The following is a 22488-nucleotide window of genomic DNA, read 5'->3' as shown; positions in this document are numbered from 1 at the left end:
GAGATGAATGGGGGATCAAGGGGGCCATGCCCTGGGCCATGCCCCCTGGATCACGCTGCGGCTGAAAGTGCGAGGGGAGGACGGGCTGTCAGATGGCCCGCGCCCCGAAAATCGACCAGCTGGGGCCCGCACCCCAAGGTGCGGGCCCCAGCTGCGAAGTACGTGCCGGCGTCAGGCGGGAACGATGTTCTCGGCCGTCGGGCCCTTCTGGCCCTGCGCGATGTCGAAGGTGACCTTCTGGCCTTCCAACAGCTCACGGAAGCCCTGAGCGGCGATGTTCGAGTAGTGAGCGAAGACGTCGGCGCCGCCGCCGTCCTGCTCGATGAAGCCGAAGCCCTTTTCCGCGTTGAACCACTTCACGGTGCCGGTAGCCATATTGAATCTCCTTTGGGGCGGTGTTCGGAGTCCACACTGTGCGGACTCCGCGTCGTCGCGATGATCACCCCGCCGGAAATTAACCGGAGATGTAAGGAGCTCCACCGGCGTATAAAACCGGCGAGAACACTCCCAAGCGTTCGGGAACCACAACTGCAACTGGGATCGACAGTATCACGGTGCGATCGACGGTGTGCCCTGAGTAATTCTGTTCCACCTGCCGAGTGAGGAATCTTCATCGAGCGTGGCGTCTATTTCTCATTTCGCGGTCACAGATATTGCCTGTTGGCGGCAGCGGAACAAGGCGAGAGCCCGGGCGCTGACGACCGCGACGGAGGCGAGGCTCCCGACTGCCGCGCATACGACAAGGGCCGGCCAGGCGTAGGTGGTCTGCGCCAGGGTTCCGGAGCGGTTCATCAACAGGCCGAGCAGCGCGGCGAGTTGAGCGAGGAAGAGGATCGGGAGCGTCTGGGGCAGCAACCGCAGGGCCGTACGCCACCATGGTCGCCGTGCGGAGCGCCGCGCCCATCGGGGCGCGCGCAGGACACCGCGGATGCCGAGACCCGCCGCCAGCAGAGTCAGGGCCGCCAGAACCCAGTCGGCCGTCATCGAGAAGGGCTTCGCCACCTCGGGCTTCTTGCCCCGCGCGAGGTCGACGAGGCCCTGCGAGATCTGGGCGGCGTCGTCTCCGGAGATCAGGCCGGTATTGGTGACGACCGCGATGCCGATCCGGCTGTCGGGCAGCAGTGTGGCCATGGAGTTGTGGGTCAGGAGTTGGCCGCTGTGCTGGATCTGCTCGGGCCCGTCACCCTGCCGATTCCGCCGCCAACCCATCCCGTAGTCCGTGTCCTTCGGCGCCTTCGGTGGGGTGTGCGTCAGCTCGATGGTGCGTGCGGTGGCGATACGGCGGTCCTCGGCGGACACGCCCTGGTTGTTCTGGGCGATGAGCCACCGGGAGAGGTCGTCGGCCGTGGTGACGACACCGTGGCCGCCCGCGGTGAACCAGCGCGGGTGCGGACGGGACAACACGGTGCCGTAGGCGCGGACGTAGCCGCGCGCCCGGTCGGGCATCTCGGTGGTCGTGTCGAGGGAGGCGGTGTGCGTCATGCGCAGCGGATCGAAGAGATTGACGGAGAGGTAGTCGGCGAAGGGCTGTCCGCTGACCACCTCCACCAGGCGTGCCGCGACGAAGTAGTTGGGGTTGTGGTAGCGGTACCGGGTTCCTGGCTCGGCGGCGAGGGGCGCCTCGCGCATCGCGGCGACGGCCTCTTTGAGGGTGTGCGGCTGGGCGCGGGTCAGATCCGGGTAGGCGGAGTCGGCCATACCGGAGGTCTGGGTCAGGACCTGCCGGACGGTGATCTCCCGGGAACGCCGGTCGGCCAGGGTGAACTCGGGCAGATAGCGGTGCACAGGCTGGTCCAGGTCGACTTTGCCCGCCTCTACCAGTTGCATGACGGCGAGTGCGGTCATGGACTTCGACAGTGACGCCACGGGTAGGCGCGTCCGCTCCGTCATGGCCTGACCGGAGGCGGTGTGCCCGTATCCCGCGGTGTGGACGACCCGGTCGCCCTCGGTCACGGCGACCACCGCGCCCGGCAGCCGGGTCTGCTCCAGGTAGTCGCGTACGAATCGGTCGATCGAGGCCGGATCCGGGGCGGCGTACGACCCCGAGGCGGCGGTGGACTCCAGGGCGACGGTGGACCGCGGGGCCGAGGAGGCCGGTACGGCGGTGGCCGCGACCGCGATGCCGAGCGCGGCCAGCACGGTGCCGAGTCGGCGACGCATGCCGGTAGGGACGGTGATCAGCTTCATGCAGGCCAGTGCACCGGTCCATCCCCTGCCGGCGCACGGGCGCGCACGCGAGTTCAGAGGTAGTGCATGCACTACTGCCCCAAGATCCCCGGCTCGGTAGGTTCGAGGGATGCGACATCGGACCGCCTGGCAGGCGCTCGGTCAGAACCCGCTGAAGGTGCTCGGCTCCAGCTGGCCCTGGCGGTCCTTCGCCTATCTGCTGTCCGGTGTGGTCTTCGGTGCCGTTGCCGGCGCGGTCCTCGTGGTGGCGCTGGTCGCAGGGGCCGTATCGCTGGTGGTGTTGGCGGGGGTGCCGATCCTGCTCGGTGTGGCGCTGTCCGGTGTCGCCGTCACCCGCTTCGAGCGGTGGCGCCTGCGCCTGGTGGACCTCGACCCGGTGCCGGACCCGCACCGGGCCCCCGAACGTCCGGGACTCGTCGGATGGGTACGAACCCGGCTGCGAGAGCCCGCGACCTGGCGTGAGCTGGGCTTCACCGCGGTGTCGGCGACCGCTCTGTGGTGGATGGACTTCCTCGTCCTGGGCTTCGCCCTGGTCGTCCCCGTACTGGTGATCATGTCGCCCCTCGACGACGCCGGCGCCTGGCCGCTGGTGATCGTCGGTCTCTGCCTGCTCGCCGCCGCGCCGTACACCATCACCGCCTGGGCCGGCGCCAGGGCGGCCGTCACCCGTCTCATGCTGGCGCCGCGCGACAGCGAACTGGGCCGTGAGCTCACCGACGTACGGGCCTCCAGGGTGCGGCTGGTCGATGCCTTCGACGCGGAGCGGCGCCGGATCGAGCGGGACCTTCACGATGGGGCACAGCAGCGGCTGGTCTCCCTGAACGTGATGCTCGGTCTGGCCGCCCTCGACACCGAGCCGGACTCACCTATGGCCGGCCGGCTCGCCAAGGCACAGGAACAAGTGGCGCTCGCTGTCGACGAGTTGCGTGAGCTCAGCCGCGGCGTCCACCCGAAGGCCCTCACCGACCACGGTCTGGCCGCCGCGGTCGAGAACCTGGCGGGGCGCTCCGTACTGCCCGTCACGGTCGACATCCGCCTGCCTCGTCGGCTGCCACTCTCCGTGGAGACAGCGGCGTACTTCGTGATCGCCGAGGCTCTGACCAACGCCGTCAAGCACAGTCAGGCAACCCGAGTCGAGGTGCACGCCCGCCTGCACACCGACCTGCTGGACCTGTCCGTCAGTGACGACGGCATCGGCGGCGCCACACCGGAGGCGGGCACCGGACTCGTCGGCCTGGCCGACCGTGTCGCCGTGGCGGACGGCAGACTCCGCATCTCCAGCCCACAGGGCGGGCCTACCCTGATGCACGTGGAGTTGCCGTGCCGTTGACCGTCGTACTCGCCGAGGACTCCCCGCTGATGCGGGACGGCCTGGTCGGCGTGCTCACCCGCTTCGGCCACCAGGTGCTTGCCGCCGTCGGCGACGCGGACGCCCTGATCGCGGCGGTCCGGGAACACGCTCCCGACATCGTCGTCACCGACGTCCGCATGCCACCGGACAACACCGACGACGGCCTGCGCGCCGCCGTCGCCCTGCGCCAGGAACGCCCCAGCCTGCCGGTCCTGGTACTCAGCCAGTACATCGAGCAGTCCTACGCAGCCCATCTGCTCGATCTCGGCAGCGACACCGGGGTCGGCTACCTCCTCAAGGACCGCGTCAGCGCCGTCAGCGAGTTCGTCGACGCGGTCGCCCAGGTCGCCGCGGGCGCGACGGTCGTGGATCCCGAGGTGGTCCGCCAACTTCTCAACCGCCGCCGCGATCCCCTGCAGCGCCTCACGCCCCGAGAGCGCGAGGTCCTCGCCCTGATGGCCGAGGGGCGCACCAACACCGCCATCGCCCGCGAGCTGTACGTCACCGAGGCAGCGGTCAACAAGCACGTCAGCAACATCCTCCAGAAACTCGAGCTCCACCTCGACGGCCACGGCCACCGCCGCGTCCTCGCCGTCCTCACCTACCTCCGCGGATGACCGGCGACGAGCGGTCCAGATTTCTCCGAGTTCGGCGGTCTGCGGATGTCGAGAACGTGCCACCGGCTGCGTCCCAGGGGCATCAGCGGCCACCACCGGCCGTACGAGGATGAAACACGCGGAAGAAGCGGAAGAAGGGGAAGCCAGCATGGCGATTCAGCGGATGGACAACGTCGGCATCGTCGTCGGGGACATGGATGCCGCCGTCGCGTTCTTCGTGGAACTCGGTATGGAGCTGGAGGGCAGGGGGGAGGTCGAGGGCCCCGTCGCCGATCGGTGCACCGGACTCGACGGCGTCCGCTGTGACATCGCGATGCTCCGTACCCCGGACGGTCACAGTCGGCTCGAGCTGGCGAAGTACCGCAGTCCCGCGGTGATCAGCGCCGGGCCGCGCAACCGGCCGCACAACATTCTGGGCACGCACCGCGTCATGTTCGCCGTCGACGACATCGCGGACACCGTCGCCCGCCTGCGCCCTCACGGCGCCGAACTCGTCGGCGAGATCGCCAAGTTCGAGGACAGTTACCTGCTCTGCTACCTCCGCGGCCCGGAGGGCATCATCGTCGGACTGGCCGAGCAACTGCGCTGAGAAGGGATCCGATCCCTTGTGGGACAGCTAAAAAGCCCAGGTCAGCGACTACGCGCTGGAGGCGGCCGGACTCAGGGCGCGCCATGAACGCGCGGGCATCCGGACTCCCCAGGTATGGGACATCGGCGCACCGTAGCAAGGGACTCTGTTGCTCCTCTACGAGAGCCGCGGTGACCACCGGGACGCGGTGCCGGTGCCCCTGAGGCCCGCGCCGGAGCGACGGGTCCCAGGAGCACCGCGGACTCCTTACGGGGCGTCGATCAGATGGTGCGGCGGCACGGTCACCGAGCGTGCGCCCGGCTCACCGCTCAGGACGACCTTGCGCAGCGCGACGTTGTTGCCGGTGTTCGTCTCCTTGAGGCGCTTCTCCGGGTTGGCGATGACCTGGATGTAGTACGTGCCGTTCGGCACGTCGCTGATGTCGAAGGACTGCCCGGGAATGTCCTGGGTGTACGTGTCACCGGAGCCGACGTCGAGGACCTCCCGTACGGAGATGGAGTTCTCCTCGCCGCAGGCGGTCGACAGATCGGTGTTGAACGGCTTCCAGTTGGCGTTCTTCACCGTGTAGTCGACGGCGTCAGTGTTGGCCAGGCAGAACGCCTCCTTGCCGCTGCGGATCTCCTTCGTCTGGTCCGCGCTGAGCAGGCGGTAGCTGGCGAAGTCGGTGAAGTGCCAGTGATCGTGGCCCTCGCGCGGGTCCCACTCCATGGTGCCGGTGGGGGTGTAGCCGACCTGCTTGCCGGCCGCGTCGTAGAAGTACTGGTAGGCGTCCATCAGGTCCTTGCCGGGGCTGCGGAAGCCGTCCACGACGAGGGGGGCGGGGCCCGCGTTCCAGACGTTGGCGCTGAAGGCGAGGTAGTCCTTGTCGGCCACGTCGCCGTCCGCACCGTCGCTGATGGCGATGTTGAAGGCGGGCAGGGACCGCAGGTCGGGCTTGGGCACGTCGGCCGGGACGCTCGCCCGGCCGGTGGGCCGCTTGGTGGCCGGCTTCAGTGCGGGCGCGATGCGGGAGCCGTCGGTGTGGCCGGGTCCGTCGCCCAAGTGGTGGGCCAGGCCCCGGTCCTCGAGGGCGTGCGAGAGGGCGCCCGGGGTGGGGGCGTCGGGGCCGTGGTGGCCCGCGCGGCCGGCGGCCTGATGCCCGGAGTGCCCGGAGTGGCCGGAGCGGGCGGTCAGTCCCGCGCCGCCGCCCCCGTCGTTCTCCTCACGCACCGTCACCTTGATCGTCGGCTGGTCGTTGGGGATGCCGAACAGGTCCCGGTACTTCTTCGCCACCCGCACCTTCGCCGTGTACTCACCGACCGCCAGGTCCACCGGCTCGTCGTAGCCGTAGGCGCTGGAGTTGGACGCCCAGCCCCTCTCCACGCCCCACACCGAGCCCAGCGTGAACGGGTTGGTCGGGCAGCTCTGCGGATAGTGGGAGGTCGCCGCGCCGTCGGGGCGGATACGGCCGGAGGCGTTGTTCGGGCAGAAGTTGCCCTTGCTCTTGGCCACCTCCTGGCCTGCCGCGTCCTCGAAAGACACCTCCAGGAAGCCGGGCAGCCCGGTGAAGTCCTTCACCAGGCCGGCGGGGAGGGTCTTGGTCGTGGTCTTCGTGCCGTCGCGCAGGATCTGCTGGGCGACTATGGGGTCCTTGTACGACTTGCGCTTGACCTTGATCTCCAGTGGCGCGTTGTCGACGGTGACGTACGTCCCCAGGTCCAGGTCGACGCCGGTCTCCCCCTCCCACTCCCAGCGTTCGGCTGTCACCGCGTTCGACGCGGCGATCAGCTTGAGCTTCGGCTTGCCTGCCGTGCCCTCCTCGGCCGCCCCGGCTCCGGGAGCGGCTCCCGCCCCGGCGACGGCGACGGTGAGCGCGGCGCCTGCGGCTAACGCCGAACGCTGCAGGCGACTGCGGTGGTGCTGCTGTCTGGTCATCTGATCCTCGTCTGTGAGCGCCATGATCAAGTCTGTGAGCAACCTGTGAGAGAGGTGAAAAGGGCGTGTGGTTGCCTGTTGACGAAGAACTCAATTCAGGGGCGTACGGAACTCGCTCCTTGTGTGAGCCGACTCCTCTATCGGTACGGCCGTAGGGGATCCAGCCGTGGTTCCCGTGTCCGAGCTGTCCGAGCAAGGTCAGGAGGCCGGTGATGGAAGAAGCCCAGCAGTCCTCCACCGAAGCGGGTTTCGCGTTGCGGAGACTGGTGCCGCCGCCCGCTCTCTGACGAACTCCGTGCAGTCATACGGACGTTGGACCTGCACCACCTGTCCGTCCTCGACCTGCGCGACGTCCTCGGCGACCTCCCCCACGACACCAAACGCGCCCGCGTCCACGACCAGTACGCCCCCACCCTGGAGGCCCTGCGCGCCGAGGTCCGCGCCGACGCCCCCACCCTCGCCCTGTATCGGGGCATCACCCGCTTCCTCCTCGACGACACCACCGACTTCACCGGCAGCCGCTCCGCCCTCCAGCGCGAACGCCGTAGACGCGCCTACGGCGTCATCCAGCGCAGCCGCGCCTGGGGCGACCTCATCGCCGAGCACCACCCCCGCGCCGTACGCCTGTCCATCCATCCCCAGCCCATCGGCGCCGCCAAGTTCGGCATGCGCCTCCTCGACGCACCCGATGCTTGGACCACCCCCTGGCACTCGGCCGCCCTACGCGATTCCGACGGCAGGTGGACGCTCATGCCGCGGGCGAGGGCGGAGCGGCTCGGCCGCCTGGTCCACCGGAACGGCAGACCGAGCCACTTCGAGAGGGGCTGAGATACGCGCGCCGAAGTCGTGTGTGGCGTGCGTCACATTGGCCCATTGGTTACGTTGAGGTGACTGGTTACTGATGGTGAGTATGGAGGTACAGCAGGGCGAACCCGTAACGGCAAGTCGTATCGCCTCTACGTCAGGGGCGTAAGGAGTGTTGTCATGACCGGCAAGAACGTCGACATCGCGAGTGAGTACTTCCAGGCCGTGCAGAAGGGCGACCTGGCCAAGGTGGGCGAGCTCCTGGCCGAGGAGATCGTCTGGCACCAGCCGGGCGCCAACCGGTTCTCCGGCGAGCACAAGGGGCGCGACGCCGTCTTCGCGATGCTCGGCGGAATGATGGAGGCCAGCCAGGGCTCCTTCGCCATCGACACGGTCCACACCCTGATGGGCAACGGCGACATGGTGGCCGCCTCGATCCACTTCGCCGGCGAGCGCGAGGACGCCTCCATGGGCATGGACGGCGTGGATGTCCTGCGCCTCAAGGACGGCAAGATCGTCGAGATGTGGCTGTTCTCCGGCGACCAGGTCGCCGAGGACGCCTTCTGGGGACAGTAGGCCACCCGCATCGTTGACCTCTGGTGACCAGTCACGGCCGCTGGCGGGCGTCGTAACTCTCGCGTGCCGCGAGTACTTCGGTGATGTGGTCCTCGGCCCAACTGCCCAATGCCTGAAGCGGGGCGTGCAGGGTGCGACCCAGTTCGGTGAGCTCGTACTCGACCCTGGGCGGGACCTCCGCGTACACATGCCGGGTGACGAGTCCGTCCCGTTCCAGGTCCCGGAGGGTCTCGGTGAGGACCTTGGCGCTGATGCCGTCGACGGTGGCGCGCAGCTCGCGGAAGCGCATGCGGCCGGAACTGAGGGCGATGACCACCATGGCCGTCCACTTGTTGGCGATGCGAACCAGTGAGGTGCGGGACGGGCAGGTCGCCGTCATGACGTCGAAGGCCGGCAGCTGTGGCATGCGAGACATCCCCTCATCGGTTACGTGAAGGCGATTGGTTACCGGTGGTGAGTGTAGGGCCCCAGTAGGCAGTACTCGACTCCACAACAGCGCCGGGAACTACCGGCGGGGCCGCAGGCCAATATGCATGCCTGCGGCCCCGCTCGGGCGTCTGGGTCAGGACGGGTCGCCGTACTGGAGGCCGCGTCCGTTGGTGCCGATGTAGACGCGCCCGTAGGTGTCGGGGTCGCCGGTGACGACGCCGCCGCCGCTGATGTTGCCCCACTGGTGGGCGTCGTCGTTGACGCGGAGCCAGGTGGCGCCCTTGTCGGTGGAGCGGAAGACGCCGGTGACGTCCTTGACGGTGCCGATCATGTACAGGGCCTGGTAGGAGGCGTCCGGTGCGGCCTTGCCGAAGCCGAGGGCGGAGGCGGACTTCACCGTGTCGAGCGTGGTGAAGGTGCGGCCGCCGTCGGTGGAGTGCAGCAGCCCCTTGTCATGGCCGGAGATCCACAGGTCACCGGCGATGCCGGGGACGGCCGTGAGCCGGCCGGAGGGCAGGTTGGTGGCGCGGGCGGTGAAGGTCGTGCCGCCGTCGGTGCTGGCGTAGAGCGTGCCGCCGGACAGTGAGTAGAAGGTCTTGGCCGAGGAGCGGTCGGCGACGACCACGGCGCCGTTGCCCAGGCCGCTGACCTTCGACCAGGTCGCGCCCTTGTCGGTCGAGCGGTACGGGGCCTGACCCTCCTGGGTCCAGACGATGGCGGAGCCGTCCGCCGCGAGCGCGACCTGGCCACTGTCGGCGCTGCCCACCGGCTCCGACTTGAAGCCGTTCCAGCTGCTGCCGCCGTCGGTGGAGTAGGCGCCGTCCTGCTCGCCGCCACGGCCGACGCGGACCATCACCGAGGGGTCGGACTGGGCGAAATCGATGTCCGTGCTGGTGATCATCATCGGGTTCTTCAGCCGCCCGTCGGGCACCTTGGCCAGGGCGGTGGAGGCGCCGTAGTGGAAACCGCCGAGGTCGCCCATGGAGGAGATGACGGTGGCACCGCCGGGCGGGGCGACCGCGTCCAGCACCGCGGTCTCCTCCAGCCCCCGGGCCCCCACGGTCCAGTGGCTGGTGCCGCCGCTGTCGGTGGCGCCCGCGTCCTTGCTGCGCCAGATGCCGCTGCCGGTGCCGTACAGCACGTGCCCGGAGTCGAAGGGATCGATGGCCAGGGCGGTCATCCAGTGCCCGGTGCCGGTACCGACGTAGGGAGCGGCGGAGGCGTCCCGCTCCGACTTGTCGGCCAGTGCCTTCCAGTTCGCGCCGCCGTCGGTGCTCCGGTAGATCTCGTCCTCGGGCCACCAGCGGTCGAGGGTGGTCACCATCACCGTGGACGGCTTCTGCGGGTCGACGGCCAGACCGGAGAACCCGTAGCTGCCCTGGGACGGAGAGATGTTCTTCCACGCCCCGCCGGCCGGCGTGTACTTCCACACCGAGCCCGCCGTCGCGTCCATGGGGCCGATGCTGTTGCTGTACGTCAGGTACAGCGAGCCGTCGCCGGAGAGCACGCCGTGCTGCGGCATCTGGCCGGTGGGCTGCCCGGAGACGGCCTGCCAGGTGCTGCCGCCGTCGGTGGAGCGATACAGGGAGGTGGACTTGTCGTTGACGCCGACGTAGATCGTCTTGCTGTCGGCCGGGCCGTACGTCACGAAGGAGATGCCCGCGCCGCTGCTCGCCCCGTCCTTGACCGGGAACGAGGAGACCTGGTTCCAGGTCACGCCGTGGTCGGTGCTGCGCCACAGGCCGTTCTTGCGGGTGCCAAGCAGCAGGGTGCCGGGGTCCGAGGGGTTGATCACGAGCCGCTCGCCCGCGCCGCGGCCGGGCTCGTTGGCGCCCAGCTTGAAGGGCAGGTCGGTGCGCTGGAAGGTGCGGCCCCGGTCCTTGGAGCGCAGGATCTCGCCGTTGCCCGCCCAGCTGTTGGTGTAGGTGCCCGCTGCGAGATAGAGCCGGGCGGGGTCGACGGGGTCGGTGGCCACCGAGTCGATGCCCAGCAGGTTCCAGTCCTTGTCGCCGACCCAGTCGGTCAGCGGGATCCACTGCTCGGCCGCGACGTCCCAGCGGTAGGCGCCGCCCATGTCGGTACGCGCGTACAGCAGGCCCTTCTCGCGCGGGTTGAACACCAGCCCGGTGACGTAACCGCCGCCCACCACCTGGACGTTGTTCCACACATACGGTCCGGCCGCGGCGGTGGCCGGGGTCTGCGCGGTGCCGGTCCCTGTTTCCTGGGTCCCTGCCGCCTGGGTCTCGGCCGTTTTCACCAGCTTCCACTGCTGGTTGGTGCTGCCCTTGCCGGGATACTGGATGACGGCCCCGCCGTCGGCCCTGGAGCCTCCGGAGACGTCCAGGACCTGGCCGCTCCTGCGGGAGGTGAAGGTGACGGCGTCGGAACCGCTCACCTCGTCGAGCCGCCACTCCTGGGAGGCGGAGGAGCTGTCGGTCTGCTGCTCGGCGGCGGCTGCCCGGGCGGTCGAATCGCCCGCGATTCCCAGCACTTTGCCGCTGTTTCGGTTCACCAGCTCGTAGTAGCCGTCCCTGGCGGGTCTCAGCTTCCACTGCTGGTTGGCGGTGTTCTGGTCGGTCCACTGCTGGATGCGGGTGCCGTCGGCGGTGGAGAAGGCGTTGACGTCCAGCACCTTGCCGCTGCGTACGGAAACCAGCCGGTAGTAGGCATCGCCGTCGACCGTCGCGGCCTGCGAGTCCTCCTGCGCGAACAGAAGGTACGGCACGAGGACGGCGGGTACGCCGAGCAGCAGGCCGGTGGCGGTCCAGCGACGGCGGTGGCGCCCGCGGCGCCCGCCGTTCGTGGGGTTGTTCATGGGGAGGTGCTCTCCTTGCATGCCGTACACCAGAGGAATGGCGGATTGGCGTATTCAGGCACTGAAATGGCCAGATCCGAATCCTTGTGGTCACAGGCTTCGCAAAGGGTTGCCTTGAGCCGGGAACTTCTTTGACGTCACTTCGTGGTGAGGCAGGCGTCGTTCAACGTTCAGGTGACGTCGGCCCCCGTCGATCGGCGGGGGCCGTTCAGCCGACCGGCGGGGCAACTCCCGTAGCCCGTCGGATGGTTGACCGCCCCTACGCTCAGGCAACGTCGTCCCAGTGACTGAGATCGACAGCGCCAAGAAGGCGCCTCCGCGTTCCTTATCCGCACCCGAGTCCGCCACGGCGCATTCCTTACCCGCGCCCGCCACAGTGCGTGCCGCACCCGAGTCCGCCACGGTGGGTTCCGCACCCGAGTCCGCCACGGCGACGGAACGGCCGACGCCGATGGCGCGGCTGGTCGGGGTGGACCTCGCCCGTGCACTGGCCGTATTCGGAATGTTCGCCGTGCACGTCGGCCCCTTCCCCACGCCCGGCGGCGGCGTCGGCGACTGGTTCCTGGGCCTGGCGAGCGGCCGGGCGTCGGCGCTGTTCGCCACCCTCGCCGGGTTCTCGTTGATGCTGATCGCCGGCCGCCGCGAGCCGAAGACCGGACTGGCCGGCCGGCAGGCGAAGGCCCGGATCGTGATCCGGGCCGTGATCCTGCTGGTGCTGGGCAGCGCATTGGCGATGACCAACTTCGGCGGCGCCGGAATCCTAAACTTCTACGCGCTGTACTTCCTGCTGGCCCTGCCCCTGCTGCGGTTGCGGGCCAGGACGCTCGCGATCACCGCGGTCGCACTCGCGGTCGTCACACCGCAGCTGGCGTACGGCCTCCGAGCGCTGCTCACCGAGTCGATCGTGAACACCATCGACTCGTACGACCCGATCGCGCGACTCTCCGGCGTGGGCGTACTCGACCTCCTGCTCACCGGCCTCTACCCGGCGATCACGTGGATGACGTTCGTGGTCACCGGCATGGCGTTGGGCCGACTGGATCTGACCTCCGGCGCGGTGCAGCGGCGGCTCGCCGTGGTCGGTCCCGCGCTGATCGTGTTCGGATACGGCGTCTCGTGGCTGGCGCTCCGCTTGTCCGGCGGCGCTCAGAAGATCGCGGCGAAGGTGGCCGACATGAAGGACCCTGGTGCCATGAAGGACCCCGGCATGGCACCTGGATCGGGATCAGGCTCGGCATCGGGATCATTCGACATGCCGGTCGGTGGTGAGTTGCGGGGCCCCGACGCATGGTGGCTGCTGGCAGCCGAGCCGCACACCGGCTCCACGTTCGACCTCATCGGCAGCATCGGGATCGCGATCACCGTGCTCCTGTGCCTGACGCTGGCGATGGACCGCCTCCTGTGGCTGCGCCGGCTGGCAACTCCGATCATCGCCGTCGGCACGATGTCCCTGACCCTCTACGTGGCCCACATCCTGGCCATCCTCGCCCTCCCCGGCGAAGCGGCCACCCCACCGCAGTCCGCCTCCGCCGCACTGCTGCTCTGGTTTATCGCCGGGGCCACCCTGTTCGCGGCGATCTGGTCCCGCTTCCTCCGCCGCGGACCGCTGGAGCACCTGCTCAACGGCGCCACCAAGGTGGCGAATCGCGTCCGATGAGCCTTGGACGGGTACCCCGGGAGGGGCCAGCCCGAGGTCGCAACGACACTCTCCGACAACGGGCCTGACTCGGAGGCGGGCCTAACTTCCTCCCGATCCGGACCACTTCGCCTCGCGTTGCGGAGCGGCAAGGACCACCCGGCGGGGAACGCTTCGGGTCGACGCCGGCAAGGCGGGGATGCCGGGTGGTACGGGGAGGCCGGCCGTGCACGTGAACCGGCCCCCGTGGTCCTCGCCGTGGCGGGGGCTGGTCGTCCTTGTCCCTCCCCTCGTAGCGTGAAGACCCTGACTGCAGGGGAAGTTGGGAGTCATGGCAGAGAAGCGGCGGAAGTTCGACGCGGAGTTCCGTGAGGGGGCCGTACGGATCGTCACCGAGACCGGCAAGACCATCGCCGAGGTCGCGAAGGATCTGGGGGTCAACGAGACCACGCTGGCCAGCTGGGTGTCGCGGGCTCGCCGTGCCGGGAGCACACCGGGTGGCGGCGGTGACGAGATGGAGCGGCTGCGGAGGGAGAATGCGCAGCTCAAACGGGACAACAAGGAACTGGCGATGGAGCGTGATGTCCTCAAACGCTGCATGGTCCTGTGGGTGAAGTAGCCGTGGCGGACCCGGCGTCCGTCGTCGGGACGATCAGCGACCAGAGGACCCTGCCGCACGGCATCCCGCACCGCGTCTCCTGCCGCGCGTTGGGCGTGAGTGAGTCGTGGTTCTACAAGCACCGCAACCGCCGGCCCACCAGCCGTGAGGTCCGTCGTCAGCAGGTGGTGGAGGCGGTGAAGGCGGAGTTCGCCAAGTCGGGCGGCACCTACGGGTCCCCGAAGATCTGGATCACGCTGGTGCGTCAGGGCTGGCGGGTGTCGGTGAACACCATCGCCAAGCTCATGGCCGAACTCGGCCTGGTCGCCCGCAAGGTCCGTCGTCGACGGGGGCTGACCCGGCCCGGGAAGCGGCCGGCGAGCCCGGACTTCGTGCGGCGGGACTTCACCGCCGAGGCGCCCGACCTGGTCTGGTGCGGGGACATGACGGAGATCGAGACCGGGGAGGGCAAGTTGTATCTGGCCACGGTCATCGACCTGTTCTCCCGCCGCCTGCTCGGCTATGCGATGGGCGCCCGTCACGACGCTGGCCTGGTCGTCGCCGCCCTCAACATGGCCGTGGCCACCCGGGGCGGCGACGTGCGCGGCGTCATTTTTCATAGTGATCGCGGGAGCGAGTACGGCTCCCGCAGGTTCAGGCGGGCTTGCCGCAGGCTGGGCGTCCTCCCGTCCATGGGCCGGGTCGGATCATGTTTCGACAACGCCGTCAGCGAAGAGTTCAACAGCGTCCTGAAGGTCGAGTACGTCCACCGGCACACCTTCGCCACCCGTGCCGAGGCGCAGATACGGAGCGCGACCTGGATCACGGACTTCTACAACGTGCGGCGGCTACAGCGTGTGCGGGTTCAAGAGCCCGATCGACTACGAACACGACTACTGGGCCGGTCTCTCCGAAGAGCTGGCTGCACAGGAACGTCTCCACGTTCGGAGGGGATTGACACTTCAACGTTCCCCCCTCTGGTAGGTGGCCGCTATCCAGGGTATGTCGCCGCCAACAACACCCAGTCCTTTAGCAGCAGCCCCACGGCCAGCCGCGCTGCACGTCACCGCCCTGACGTCGAATCAACGCCACCAGTTGCCTGGGCAGGCAGCATGGTCACCGGCCGTGATGCGCTGAACGGGGGACGCGCGGATGGTTTCGGGCTGATACTGGGACCTCTCATTGTGAGGGGGACGCGTTGGAAACGTTCGAGTTGAGCCGCCTGACAGACTTCGACTTCGAAGCGGTCTGTAAAGACGTGTTCGAGGAAGAATTTGGGCTCCGGTTCGAAATCTTCACCTCGGGCGCCGACGGTGGCGTAGATCTGCGTCATACCTACCCCGATGGCTCATCGCTAATAATTCAATGCAAACATTGGCACAGGTCTACGCGCGCCAAACTCGTGGAGCATGTCACCAAGGTTGAGTCCGTCAAGGTGGCTCATCTTAACCCTGCGAGGTACGTGTTGGCCACCTCTCTAACGCTTACGAGGGGCTCCAAAGATAAACTTTTTGCTGCCCTGCAGCCGTATGTGAAATCTCCCGACGACATTTACGGAAAGGACGAGATAGACGCTTTGCTGCGCAAGCATGAACTTGTTGTGCGTAGGCACCTGCGTCTATGGCTAACGAGTGCATCCGTGCTGAACTCGCTGCTCGTTAAAAATATCGTTACTCGATCTCAAGCGCTGGTTCGAGAGCTAGAACAGACGCTCCTCACCTATGCGGTTAACCCAAGCTACGTACGGGCGCTAGAGATTCTGGAGACAAAGCGCGTCTGCGTGATTGCGGGCATACCTGGGGTCGGCAAGACAACACTCGCCCACATCTTGTGCGCTCAGTACCTCAGGGATGGGTATGAGCTGGTTGAAATATCGGAAGACGCAGAGGAAGTGAATCACATCTGGGACGATGAAGTGAAGCAGGTCTATTACTATGATGATTTTCTGGGACAGACAACGCTGGATGAAAAGCTGGGAAAGAATGAGGACGGTCGCCTTCTGTCACTCATGAAGAGGGTGGCACGCGATCCTAGCAAGAGGTTGATTCTGACCACGCGTGAATACATTCTGGCTCAGGCTAAACAGCGGTACGAGAGGCTTGACAGGCATTCGTTCGACCCGCAGATGTATGTTCTCGATCTAAAGAACTACACCTTTCGGTGCCGTGCATCCATCCTCTATAATCACGTCTACAATTCCCCGTTGCCCGCGAGCGTCAAGGCATCGTTTGCATCTCCGGAGATTTACCGACCCATCATCGAGCATCGCAACTTCAATCCTCGGATCGTGGCCGCAACACTTGCTGAGGCGGAGCTACTTTCGGACCAGCCCGACCTGGCGCCCAGCGATATCCTTGCCAATCTGGAAGATCCCCATCGACTCTGGGACCATATAGTCACGCACCAGCTCAGCGACACCGACGTAAAGTTGTTGAAGGTCATATTTTCATTCCTCGCCAATATTCGACTCAAGGATTTGCAGGATCTTTGGGGGATGTACGGGGAGTCTCTGCGTGACCTCAAAAAGACGCTGAGTATTCTAGACGGCACCATGCTTAAAACATCGCAGAGGCTTGGGGAAATCCATGTAGGCTTCCATAATCCGTCTGTGCGCGACTATTTCGTTAACCTCATTCAATCCGATAGTGCAGAGCTCGTCTCGCTAATGAGCCTCGTCAGATATTACGAGCAATTTGAGGCTCTGTGGCTGCAATTTCCAGCCCCCGGCAATGGCCCCATGCTCTCGACGTACAAGGAGCTCAAACGTGAGTTGGAGGAGGCTGCGGTTACTGCATTTCGCGCTATACCGTTTGACGCTCATAGTCGTCGAGGGGCGCCAGTTATCGACTTTGCCCGGCGAGCTTGGGTGTACTTGGAGATTGGGCGAGATGTCGGCTCTGCCGTAATCCGTGGCATGGGACTTGAAGCGGTTGCTGAGAATAAGGAGAGGATGAATGCAGCGAACGGGGCGGTGGACTATAACGCGTTGCTGCAGATTCTCGACGAGGATGAAACGCCGGAAGGTCGACATGCCTTCGCTGACGCCGTCACCTCTGCTATTGAGTGGGCTTTGGCGGACATCAGTGATTGGACACTGATCGATGAGGCTGAGCGTGTGCTACTTAATGTGGAGCACTATGCTCCAGGGGCGGAAGTCGAAGAGGCCCTGGAGACACTTGAGTCAGTGCGCTACGAATACGCCAAAGATGCCATTGATGACTGGTCGCAGCCGCACGAGGGGCCGGTTTCGTCCGCGGCAGAAATGAAAGAGATTATCGACTACTACCGCGCTATCCCGGATGCTCCTCATTTTGACGGTTTCGAGACAGCGGAGGAGGCCGTATATGGGATCGACTGGGAGCACCTGTCGGCCTTTAGCGGTAGGCGATCGGATCAGGAGAATAGGCCGACTTGGGCAGCGGCAAGGGAAGTCGAACACATGATGCAAACGCTGCGAAACGCGAATAGCCCGGATAGTGAGTTCTTTCAGCGTGGCCACTGATCGAGTGACGACGTCGGCGATGCGGCGGAGGGCCGTGTGAGTGACTCCGCGGCCTCGGGCTTCGGCCTCGAATTGATCGACGTCCAGGAGATCGATCGACGCTGGCGACAAGTGGCTGACGAGTTCTTCGAGTTGGCGGGTGATGCCTTCGGCGCCGTGGTGCGGGTCGATCAGCGCGAAGGTGTGTGGGAGCTCTGTCGCAAGGCGGGGGAGGGTGGAGCCTGCCGGAGCGATCGGGTGGGCATTGGCCGGCACTGCCCACACGGCCAGAGTCATCGGTTCGAGGCTGGTGAAGTTGTCCGGTCCTCGGGGCCCGGTACCGGGTCGATCAGGAGGCGGTCCCACGCGTAGGTGAGGATCACGGCTTGGTCCTCGTCGCCGTAGAGGGCGGCGTGGAGCATGGAGGGGGCGACTGCGTCGCCCCCTCCTTTGGTGTGTGAGCGCTCATCGGTTGGGCACTTCGACGGCTTCTGTAGCCTGGCGTTGATCGTGTGCCGGGGGAGCTGAGCTGACCGTGGTGAACATCCTGTCCGTGGCCATTGGTGCCGGTTTCGGCCTCATAGGGGCCGTGTTCGGTTCTTGGTTCACCGCGCGCCGACAAGACCGCATGTGGCTTCGCGAACAGAAGCTCAAAGCCGGGATCGGCTTCAACACTGCCGTGACTCAGCTGATCGACTACCTCCGGGAATCACAGCTGAGTGACGACGGTGCCGGGGGCAACGAGCTGTCGGGCCGGATGCAGGAAGCCCGGTCGGCCCTCTACCTGGTGTGTGCCGACGACACCGTCGAACTCGCCGACACTCTCGCGCGTCGGGTCTGGAAGTCCCGGCCCAGTGAGGGCGGGGACGATCGCAGGGCCGAGCACCAGGAGACGTTGGACCTACTTCGCCGCTTTACCCGTCAGCTCCGGCGAGAGATCGCCAGGACGTAGTCTCAGGCGCATCAGCGATCGGACCAGAGGAAGATGCCTGCGATGTGGAGTCCGGTCAGGTAGATGGCGCGGTCTTCTCGTAGCGAGTGGCGATGCCACGCCACTGCTTCAGGCGGTTGGCCGGTGGTGCGGTTGCATCGCTGTTCATCTCGTCGTCGTGGTGGACACTCTGCCGGTCATCCCCCACCGCGCGACGCTTTGGCAGGCTGCTTCCCTCTGGCGCTGTTCGCGGCGTACTTGGTGCTGGCGGTCATCCCCCAGCGGCACCGGCTCCCGCCCCGGGGGATCTGCCGCCCAGTCCCGGGATCAGGACCGCCGCCACCGCCAGGTGCATCAGCGCGAGGGAGACCCGGGTGCCGCCGTCCATGCCGTCGCCGATGAACGGCAGGAAGGACACGGCCAGTACGGCGCCGGCCACCCCGGTCCAGATGGCGTGGGCGCGCCGCGCCACGAACCGCTCCAGGGCGGCCAGCAGTCCCCAGCCGGAGAGCGACGCGAGCAGTGCGACGACCGCCACGGGCACGGCGCCGATGTCGAGCGTCTGCTCGCCGTCGGCGATTCGCAGCCGGTGCCCCAGCAGTGGGTCCGCGACCAGCCACACCAGGACGGGGGCCAGGACGGCCAGGGCCGTAACTCCCAGGCGCCTTCTCCGCGCGCTCACTTGGCGCCCCCCGAGAGCGCCCCGCGCAGGAAGACCTCGACCAGCTCCTGCGGGGTCAGGTCGGGCTCGTCCTCCGTACGCGGCTGGGTGAAGAGCAGCCCGAAGAAGAGGGCCGCGATCTGCTCCGGCGGTCGGCGCAGGGCCGCCTTGTCTGGTTCCAGCAGCTCCGCGAGGGCCGCGCGGATACGGGTCATCGACTCGTCGCGGCCCGCGCCGCGTACCGTGCCGGGGTGCTTGCCGCCGCGATGCCCCAGCGAGCCGAGGATCGCGCCCATCCTGTCCATGTGTGCCTGCAGTGCCTCGGCCGCCTCCGTGAGCCGGTCGGGCAGCGGCTGGGATACGTCGATCGCGTCGAGCTCGCGGACCGCGTGCTCGGGGGAGAGCGCCTCGGCCATGCAGGCCTGCAGCAGCTCGTCCTTGTCGGCGAAAACCCGGAAGATCGTGCCCTCGCCGATGCCCGCGGCGCGGGCGATCTTCGCGGTCGTCACCGCGGCGCCGTACTCGGCGATCAGCGGGATCGCGCTCTGGATGATCATCGCGCGCCGCTCCTCCGGCGACATGCCGGGAGCGCGGCGGCGGGTGGTCTGGTTCTCCTTAGGTGCTGTCATGACCGCAAGAGTACGGAGTGAGTGCTCACTCCGTCAATGAGTGAGCACTCACTCCGCCCACTTTCCCGCATTCGGCTGCTTGTCGATGGCGGCCTATCAAGATCCATAACTACGGGTGGAGTGCTAGGCGCGCACGGTCGCCTGCGTCCAGCTGTCACTCGACGATCCAGCTTGTCGTCCGCCACTGACAATGCCCTTTCCGTACATGTCGGTTCGCGCGGTTAGCGGAGGCGAAACCTCACCGAAATCCCTTGTGAGACAAGGGCCCTACGCTGGAACCGAGCGCCTGGAGCCGTATTTTCTGCGGCCCGGAACGGGAGGTGAGCCGGTGGTCGACGTCCCGCGCGAGCGCCCGCAGCGCATCAAGCGGCTGCGCCCGGTGGGCGACGGAGAACTACGGCTGCACCACCGCGTCGTGCACGGCTACCGCCGTGCCTACCGCATGGCCGGCCAGGGCCCGGTACTCGTCCTGATCCACGGCATCGGCGACTCCTCGGCGACCTGGGCCGAGCTCATCCCCGACCTCGCCCGCACCCACACGGTGATCGCCCCCGACCTGCTCGGCCACGGCGCCTCGGAGAAGCCCCGGGCCGACTACTCGGTCGCCGCGTACGCGAACGGGGTGCGCGACCTGCTGTCCACGCTCGACATCGAACAGGCCACGCTGGTCGGGCACTCGCTCGGCGGCGGCGTCGCCATGCAGTTCGCGTACCAGTTCCCGGAGCGCACGGAGCGGCTGATCCTGGTCAGCGCGGGCGGCGTGGGCCGCGAGGTGAATCCGGTCCTGCGGGCGGTGTCGCTGCCCGGCGCCCATCTGATGCTCTCCGCGCTGCGCCTGCCCGGCATGGGTGTGCAAGCACGCCTGTTCGCCCACCTGATGCGACTCCTCGACACCGATCTGGGCCAGGACGCACCGGAGTTGCTCACCCTCGTGGACGCGCTTCCCGACGCGACCTCGCGCAGCGCCTTCATCCGTACCCTGCGCGCCGTGGTCGACTGGCGCGGCCAGGTGGTGACCATGCTCGACCGCTGCTACCTCACCGAGGGCATGCCCACGATGCTGATCTGGGGCGACCGGGACAGCGTGGTGCCCGTACGGCACGCGTACGGGGCGCACGAGGCGATGCCCGGCAGCCGCCTGGAGATCTTCGAGGGGGCCGGGCACTTCCCGTTCCACACCGACCCCGCGCGGTTCCTCTCCCTCGTCGAGGAGTTCACGCGTACCACCGGCCCGGCCGACTGGAGCCGGGAGAACTGGAGCGGACTGCTCCGCGCCGGACGTCCGGGCAGCGCGGCGGGACAGCCGGACACCGCGCAGAACCGGGCCGTGGAGCGGGACATGAGAGAGGCGAGCGAGCGCAGCGCGACGTGATGCCGCGCGGCCCGGTCTCCTCCACGGGCGTTCTCCTCCAGCCGGTCCAGAGACGCCTCGACGCCGAACCGGCAGTGGTGTTCCCGGAAGCGCCGCAGAGGGCGCGTCGGCTTCGCCTGTCGGGCAAGAGGCTGTCGGGCAAGAGGCGTAACGCCCCCTGGGTACCGCCCTGATGACGCGCCGTGCCTCAGATGCGATGATGCTCGGCGACAAGGCGACGGCGGACGAGGAAGCCGGTGTGAATCCGGCGCGGTCCCGCCACTGTGATCGGCGAGCGGATCCCGAACAGGCCACTGCCCGGAGACGGGTGGGAAGGCCGGGACGAGCTTCGACCCGAGAGCCAGGAGACTCACGCGGTCGCCTCCTCGACGAACCCGGGGCGGATTTCCCCGGAGGAGGGTGGTTCGGCATGCCCGTGAGGCCGGCCGAGGGGGCGTACGAGAGCCCGGGGGGCAGGGGACCGGTCGAGGCGATACCGCCCGGCCAGGTGCCGTGCCGGGTCGTCGTGTGCCGGGACTGCTGCTGCGGCAGTCCCAAAGTGACCGGCGTCGATCACGCGGCGCAGACCGCGCGCCTCCGTGAGGCCGCCCCCGTACGCGTCTCCGCATGCCTGGACGTGTGCGATCAGGCCAACGTGATCGTCGTGCAGCCCTCCGCCGCCGGACGGGCCGCCGGGGCGCGGCCGGTCTGGCTGGGTCTGGTCAACGACCCGGCCGCGACCGAGGACATCGCCGCCTGGGTGAGGGCGGGCGGCCCCGGCATCGCTCCCCGGCCCGAGATCCTCGACCTCTACGCCTTCACCCCGCCTCGGCGCCGCGCGGTCTCCTGAGACCGGCAGCCCGCGCGCCGACCGTCCGCGCGCCGACCGTCCGTAGCACCCGTACGAGAGGAACCTCCCATGACGGGCACACGCCCGCTGTCCTATCTGCTGGCCATGGCCACAGCTCTGCTGATCTCCGGATGCGGCGCAAGCGCCCAGGACGACGCCGGTGGCGCCAACGGCCCGGCCGCGAAGGGCTTCCCGGTCACCGTGTCCAACTGCGGGGTGAAGACGACGTTTCAGCGCCCGCCGCAGCGCGCGGTGTCGCTGAACCAGCACGCGACCGAGGTGATGCTGGCGCTCGGGCTGGAGAAGTCGATGGTCGGCACGGGCTACCTCGATGACGAGATCCTCCCCGACTACCGGGCCGCCTACGACAAGGTCAAGGTGCTGTCGAAGGAGTACCCGTCGTACGAGACGCTGCTGGCCGCCGAGCCCGACTTCGTCTACGGCGGCTGGTCCTCCACCTTCGACGAGAAGGAGGGCCGCTCCCGTGACGCCTTCACCAAGGCCGGCGTCAACACGCGCCTCAACCTCGAGGAGTGCCCGTCCGGGCCGGTGACCATGACCTTGATGGACAAGGAGATCCGCGAGGTCGCCAAGGTCTTCGGCGTCCCGGCGCGGGCCGAGCGGCAGATCGAGCGGCTGCACGCCACCTTGGACGAGGTGGAGGAGCGCCTCGACGGCGTCGAGCCGGTCAAGCTGTTCGTCTACGACAGCGGCGACAAGACCGCCTTCACCGCGGGCGGCGCGGGCATCGGCAACGACATGATCGAGCGGGCCGGCGGGGTCAACCTCTTCGCCGAGCTCGACAAGCCCTTCGGCGACGTGTCGTTCGAGCAGGTGGCCGAGCGGGCGCCCGAAGTCATCGTCATCTACGACTACGGCGACCAGACCGTGGCCCAGAAGAAGGAGTTCCTGCTCGCCAACCCGGCTCTGAAGGACGTACCCGCCATCAAGAACCAGCGGTTCGCGGTGCTGCCGCTGTCCTCCACCGTCCTGGGCGTACGGGTGCCCGCGGCCGTTTCATCGCTGGCCCGTCAGCTTCACCCGGACCGCTTCCGGTGACCGGTGTGAC

18 protein-coding genes, 4 pseudogenes and 1 riboswitch are annotated in these 22488 nt (G+C 67.6%); of the genes and pseudogenes, 13 read left to right on the top strand and 9 right to left on the bottom strand.

All coding sequences use genetic code 11. The features are described from left to right. Window positions 1-171 precede the first annotated feature (171 nt). The gene (locus OHT21_RS22250; RefSeq protein WP_006136369.1) at window positions 172-375 is read right to left on the bottom strand and encodes a cold-shock protein; all 204 of its coding nucleotides are present in this window, start codon (window positions 373-375) and stop codon (window positions 172-174) included. Between the two features lie 258 nt (window positions 376-633). Next, on the bottom strand, window positions 634-2187 hold the full coding sequence (locus tag OHT21_RS22245; protein WP_328770109.1) for a serine hydrolase domain-containing protein: 1554 nt from the start codon (window positions 2185-2187) through the stop codon (window positions 634-636). 109 nt (window positions 2188-2296) lie between these two features. Here OHT21_RS22245 and OHT21_RS22240 point away from each other — a divergent pair, with 109 nt between their 5' ends. From OHT21_RS22240 to OHT21_RS22230, 3 genes are all read left to right on the top strand, one after another. Beyond that, window positions 2297-3517, top strand: a complete 1221-nt coding sequence (locus OHT21_RS22240; protein ID WP_328770108.1) for a sensor histidine kinase — start codon at window positions 2297-2299, stop codon at window positions 3515-3517. Next, the gene (locus OHT21_RS22235) at window positions 3508-4155 is read left to right on the top strand and encodes a response regulator transcription factor (protein ID WP_328770107.1); all 648 of its coding nucleotides are present in this window, start codon (window positions 3508-3510) and stop codon (window positions 4153-4155) included. Before OHT21_RS22240 ends, OHT21_RS22235 begins: the two co-directional genes overlap by 10 nt. Window positions 4156-4303: 148 nt before the next feature. Then, window positions 4304-4744, top strand: a complete 441-nt coding sequence (locus tag OHT21_RS22230) for a VOC family protein (RefSeq protein ID WP_328770106.1) — start codon at window positions 4304-4306, stop codon at window positions 4742-4744. 246 nt (window positions 4745-4990) lie between these two features. Here the strand turns inward: OHT21_RS22230 and OHT21_RS22225 are convergent, their stop codons facing one another. Then, window positions 4991-6682 (bottom strand): lysyl oxidase family protein, encoded by a 1692-nt coding sequence (locus OHT21_RS22225; RefSeq protein WP_328770105.1) that lies wholly within the window; start codon window positions 6680-6682, stop codon window positions 4991-4993. A 258-nt stretch (window positions 6683-6940) separates the two neighbouring features. Here OHT21_RS22225 and OHT21_RS22220 point away from each other — a divergent pair. Together OHT21_RS22220 and OHT21_RS22215 are read left to right on the top strand one after the other, a co-directional pair. Further along, window positions 6941-7486, top strand: a pseudogene (locus OHT21_RS22220) (L-tyrosine/L-tryptophan isonitrile synthase family protein); the annotation flags it as partial. 156 nt (window positions 7487-7642) lie between these two features. Then, on the top strand, window positions 7643-8038 hold the full coding sequence (locus OHT21_RS22215; protein ID WP_328770104.1) for a nuclear transport factor 2 family protein: 396 nt from the start codon (window positions 7643-7645) through the stop codon (window positions 8036-8038). 31 nt (window positions 8039-8069) lie between these two features. Here the strand turns inward: OHT21_RS22215 and OHT21_RS22210 are convergent, their stop codons facing one another. Both OHT21_RS22210 and OHT21_RS22205 read right to left on the bottom strand, forming a co-directional pair. Continuing rightward, the gene (locus OHT21_RS22210; protein ID WP_328770103.1) at window positions 8070-8444 is read right to left on the bottom strand and encodes a winged helix-turn-helix transcriptional regulator; all 375 of its coding nucleotides are present in this window, start codon (window positions 8442-8444) and stop codon (window positions 8070-8072) included. Between the two features lie 156 nt (window positions 8445-8600). Beyond that, window positions 8601-11282, bottom strand: coding sequence for an RICIN domain-containing protein (locus OHT21_RS22205; protein ID WP_328770102.1), 2682 nt, complete (start codon window positions 11280-11282; stop codon window positions 8601-8603). 283 nt (window positions 11283-11565) lie between these two features. Between OHT21_RS22205 and OHT21_RS22200 the strand changes: the two genes are divergently transcribed. The 3 genes and pseudogenes from OHT21_RS22200 to OHT21_RS22190 form a co-directional block, all read left to right on the top strand. Then, entirely contained in the window at window positions 11566-12939 is a 1374-nt protein-coding gene (locus OHT21_RS22200) for a DUF418 domain-containing protein (RefSeq protein ID WP_443050415.1), read from the top strand. Window positions 12940-13249: 310 nt separating this feature from the next. Beyond that, window positions 13250-13537, top strand: coding sequence for a transposase (locus OHT21_RS22195; RefSeq protein ID WP_328770101.1), 288 nt, complete (start codon window positions 13250-13252; stop codon window positions 13535-13537). Further along, window positions 13525-14310, top strand: a pseudogene (locus OHT21_RS22190) (IS3 family transposase); the annotation flags it as partial. The gene OHT21_RS22195 and the pseudogene OHT21_RS22190, both read left to right, overlap by 13 nt. A gap of 206 nt (window positions 14311-14516) precedes the next feature. Here OHT21_RS22190 and OHT21_RS44720 read toward each other — a convergent pair. Further along, window positions 14517-14614: pseudogene (locus OHT21_RS44720) on the bottom strand (IS5/IS1182 family transposase); the annotation flags it as partial. A 100-nt stretch (window positions 14615-14714) separates the two neighbouring features. On the opposite strand from OHT21_RS44720, the gene OHT21_RS22185 reads away from it, so the two are divergent. Next, on the top strand, window positions 14715-17018 hold the full coding sequence (locus OHT21_RS22185) for an ATP-binding protein (RefSeq protein ID WP_328770099.1): 2304 nt from the start codon (window positions 14715-14717) through the stop codon (window positions 17016-17018). A 75-nt stretch (window positions 17019-17093) separates the two neighbouring features. Here OHT21_RS22185 and OHT21_RS22180 read toward each other — a convergent pair. Beyond that, window positions 17094-17506, bottom strand: a pseudogene (locus OHT21_RS22180) (DUF1152 domain-containing protein); the annotation flags it as partial. A 26-nt stretch (window positions 17507-17532) separates the two neighbouring features. Here OHT21_RS22180 and OHT21_RS22175 point away from each other — a divergent pair. Next, window positions 17533-17949, top strand: coding sequence for a hypothetical protein (locus OHT21_RS22175; protein WP_328770098.1), 417 nt, complete (start codon window positions 17533-17535; stop codon window positions 17947-17949). A gap of 250 nt (window positions 17950-18199) precedes the next feature. Here the strand turns inward: OHT21_RS22175 and OHT21_RS22170 are convergent, their stop codons facing one another. Together OHT21_RS22170 and OHT21_RS22165 are read right to left on the bottom strand one after the other, a co-directional pair. Next, complete coding sequence (locus OHT21_RS22170; protein WP_328770097.1) at window positions 18200-18610, bottom strand: DUF6069 family protein; 411 nt, start codon at window positions 18608-18610, stop codon at window positions 18200-18202. Then, the gene (locus OHT21_RS22165; protein ID WP_328770096.1) at window positions 18607-19218 is read right to left on the bottom strand and encodes a TetR/AcrR family transcriptional regulator; all 612 of its coding nucleotides are present in this window, start codon (window positions 19216-19218) and stop codon (window positions 18607-18609) included. The genes OHT21_RS22170 and OHT21_RS22165 overlap by 4 nt, the downstream gene beginning before the upstream one ends. A gap of 328 nt (window positions 19219-19546) precedes the next feature. Here OHT21_RS22165 and OHT21_RS22160 point away from each other — a divergent pair, with 328 nt between their 5' ends. The 3 genes from OHT21_RS22160 (at window position 19547) to OHT21_RS22150 (ending at window position 22478) form a co-directional block, all read left to right on the top strand. Further along, a complete protein-coding gene (locus OHT21_RS22160; RefSeq protein WP_328770095.1) occupies window positions 19547-20590 on the top strand; it encodes an alpha/beta fold hydrolase in 1044 nt (347 codons plus the stop codon). A gap of 182 nt (window positions 20591-20772) precedes the next feature. After that, window positions 20773-20961: riboswitch (cobalamin riboswitch) on the top strand. Window positions 20962-20999: 38 nt separating this feature from the next. Continuing rightward, window positions 21000-21419, top strand: a complete 420-nt coding sequence (locus OHT21_RS22155) for a (2Fe-2S) ferredoxin domain-containing protein (protein ID WP_328770094.1) — start codon at window positions 21000-21002, stop codon at window positions 21417-21419. 69 nt (window positions 21420-21488) lie between these two features. Beyond that, window positions 21489-22478 carry an ABC transporter substrate-binding protein gene (locus OHT21_RS22150; RefSeq protein ID WP_328770093.1) on the top strand — a complete coding sequence of 330 codons (990 nt, stop codon included), beginning with the start codon at window positions 21489-21491 and terminating at the stop codon, window positions 22476-22478. Window positions 22479-22488: the final 10 nt, after the last annotated feature.

It is taken from the genome of Streptomyces sp. NBC_00286, from assembly GCF_036173125.1.
Taxonomy (GTDB): domain Bacteria; phylum Actinomycetota; class Actinomycetes; order Streptomycetales; family Streptomycetaceae; genus Streptomyces.
The sequence above is the reverse complement of the archived record's forward strand: the minus strand, read 5'-3'. Positions and strand labels throughout refer to the sequence as shown.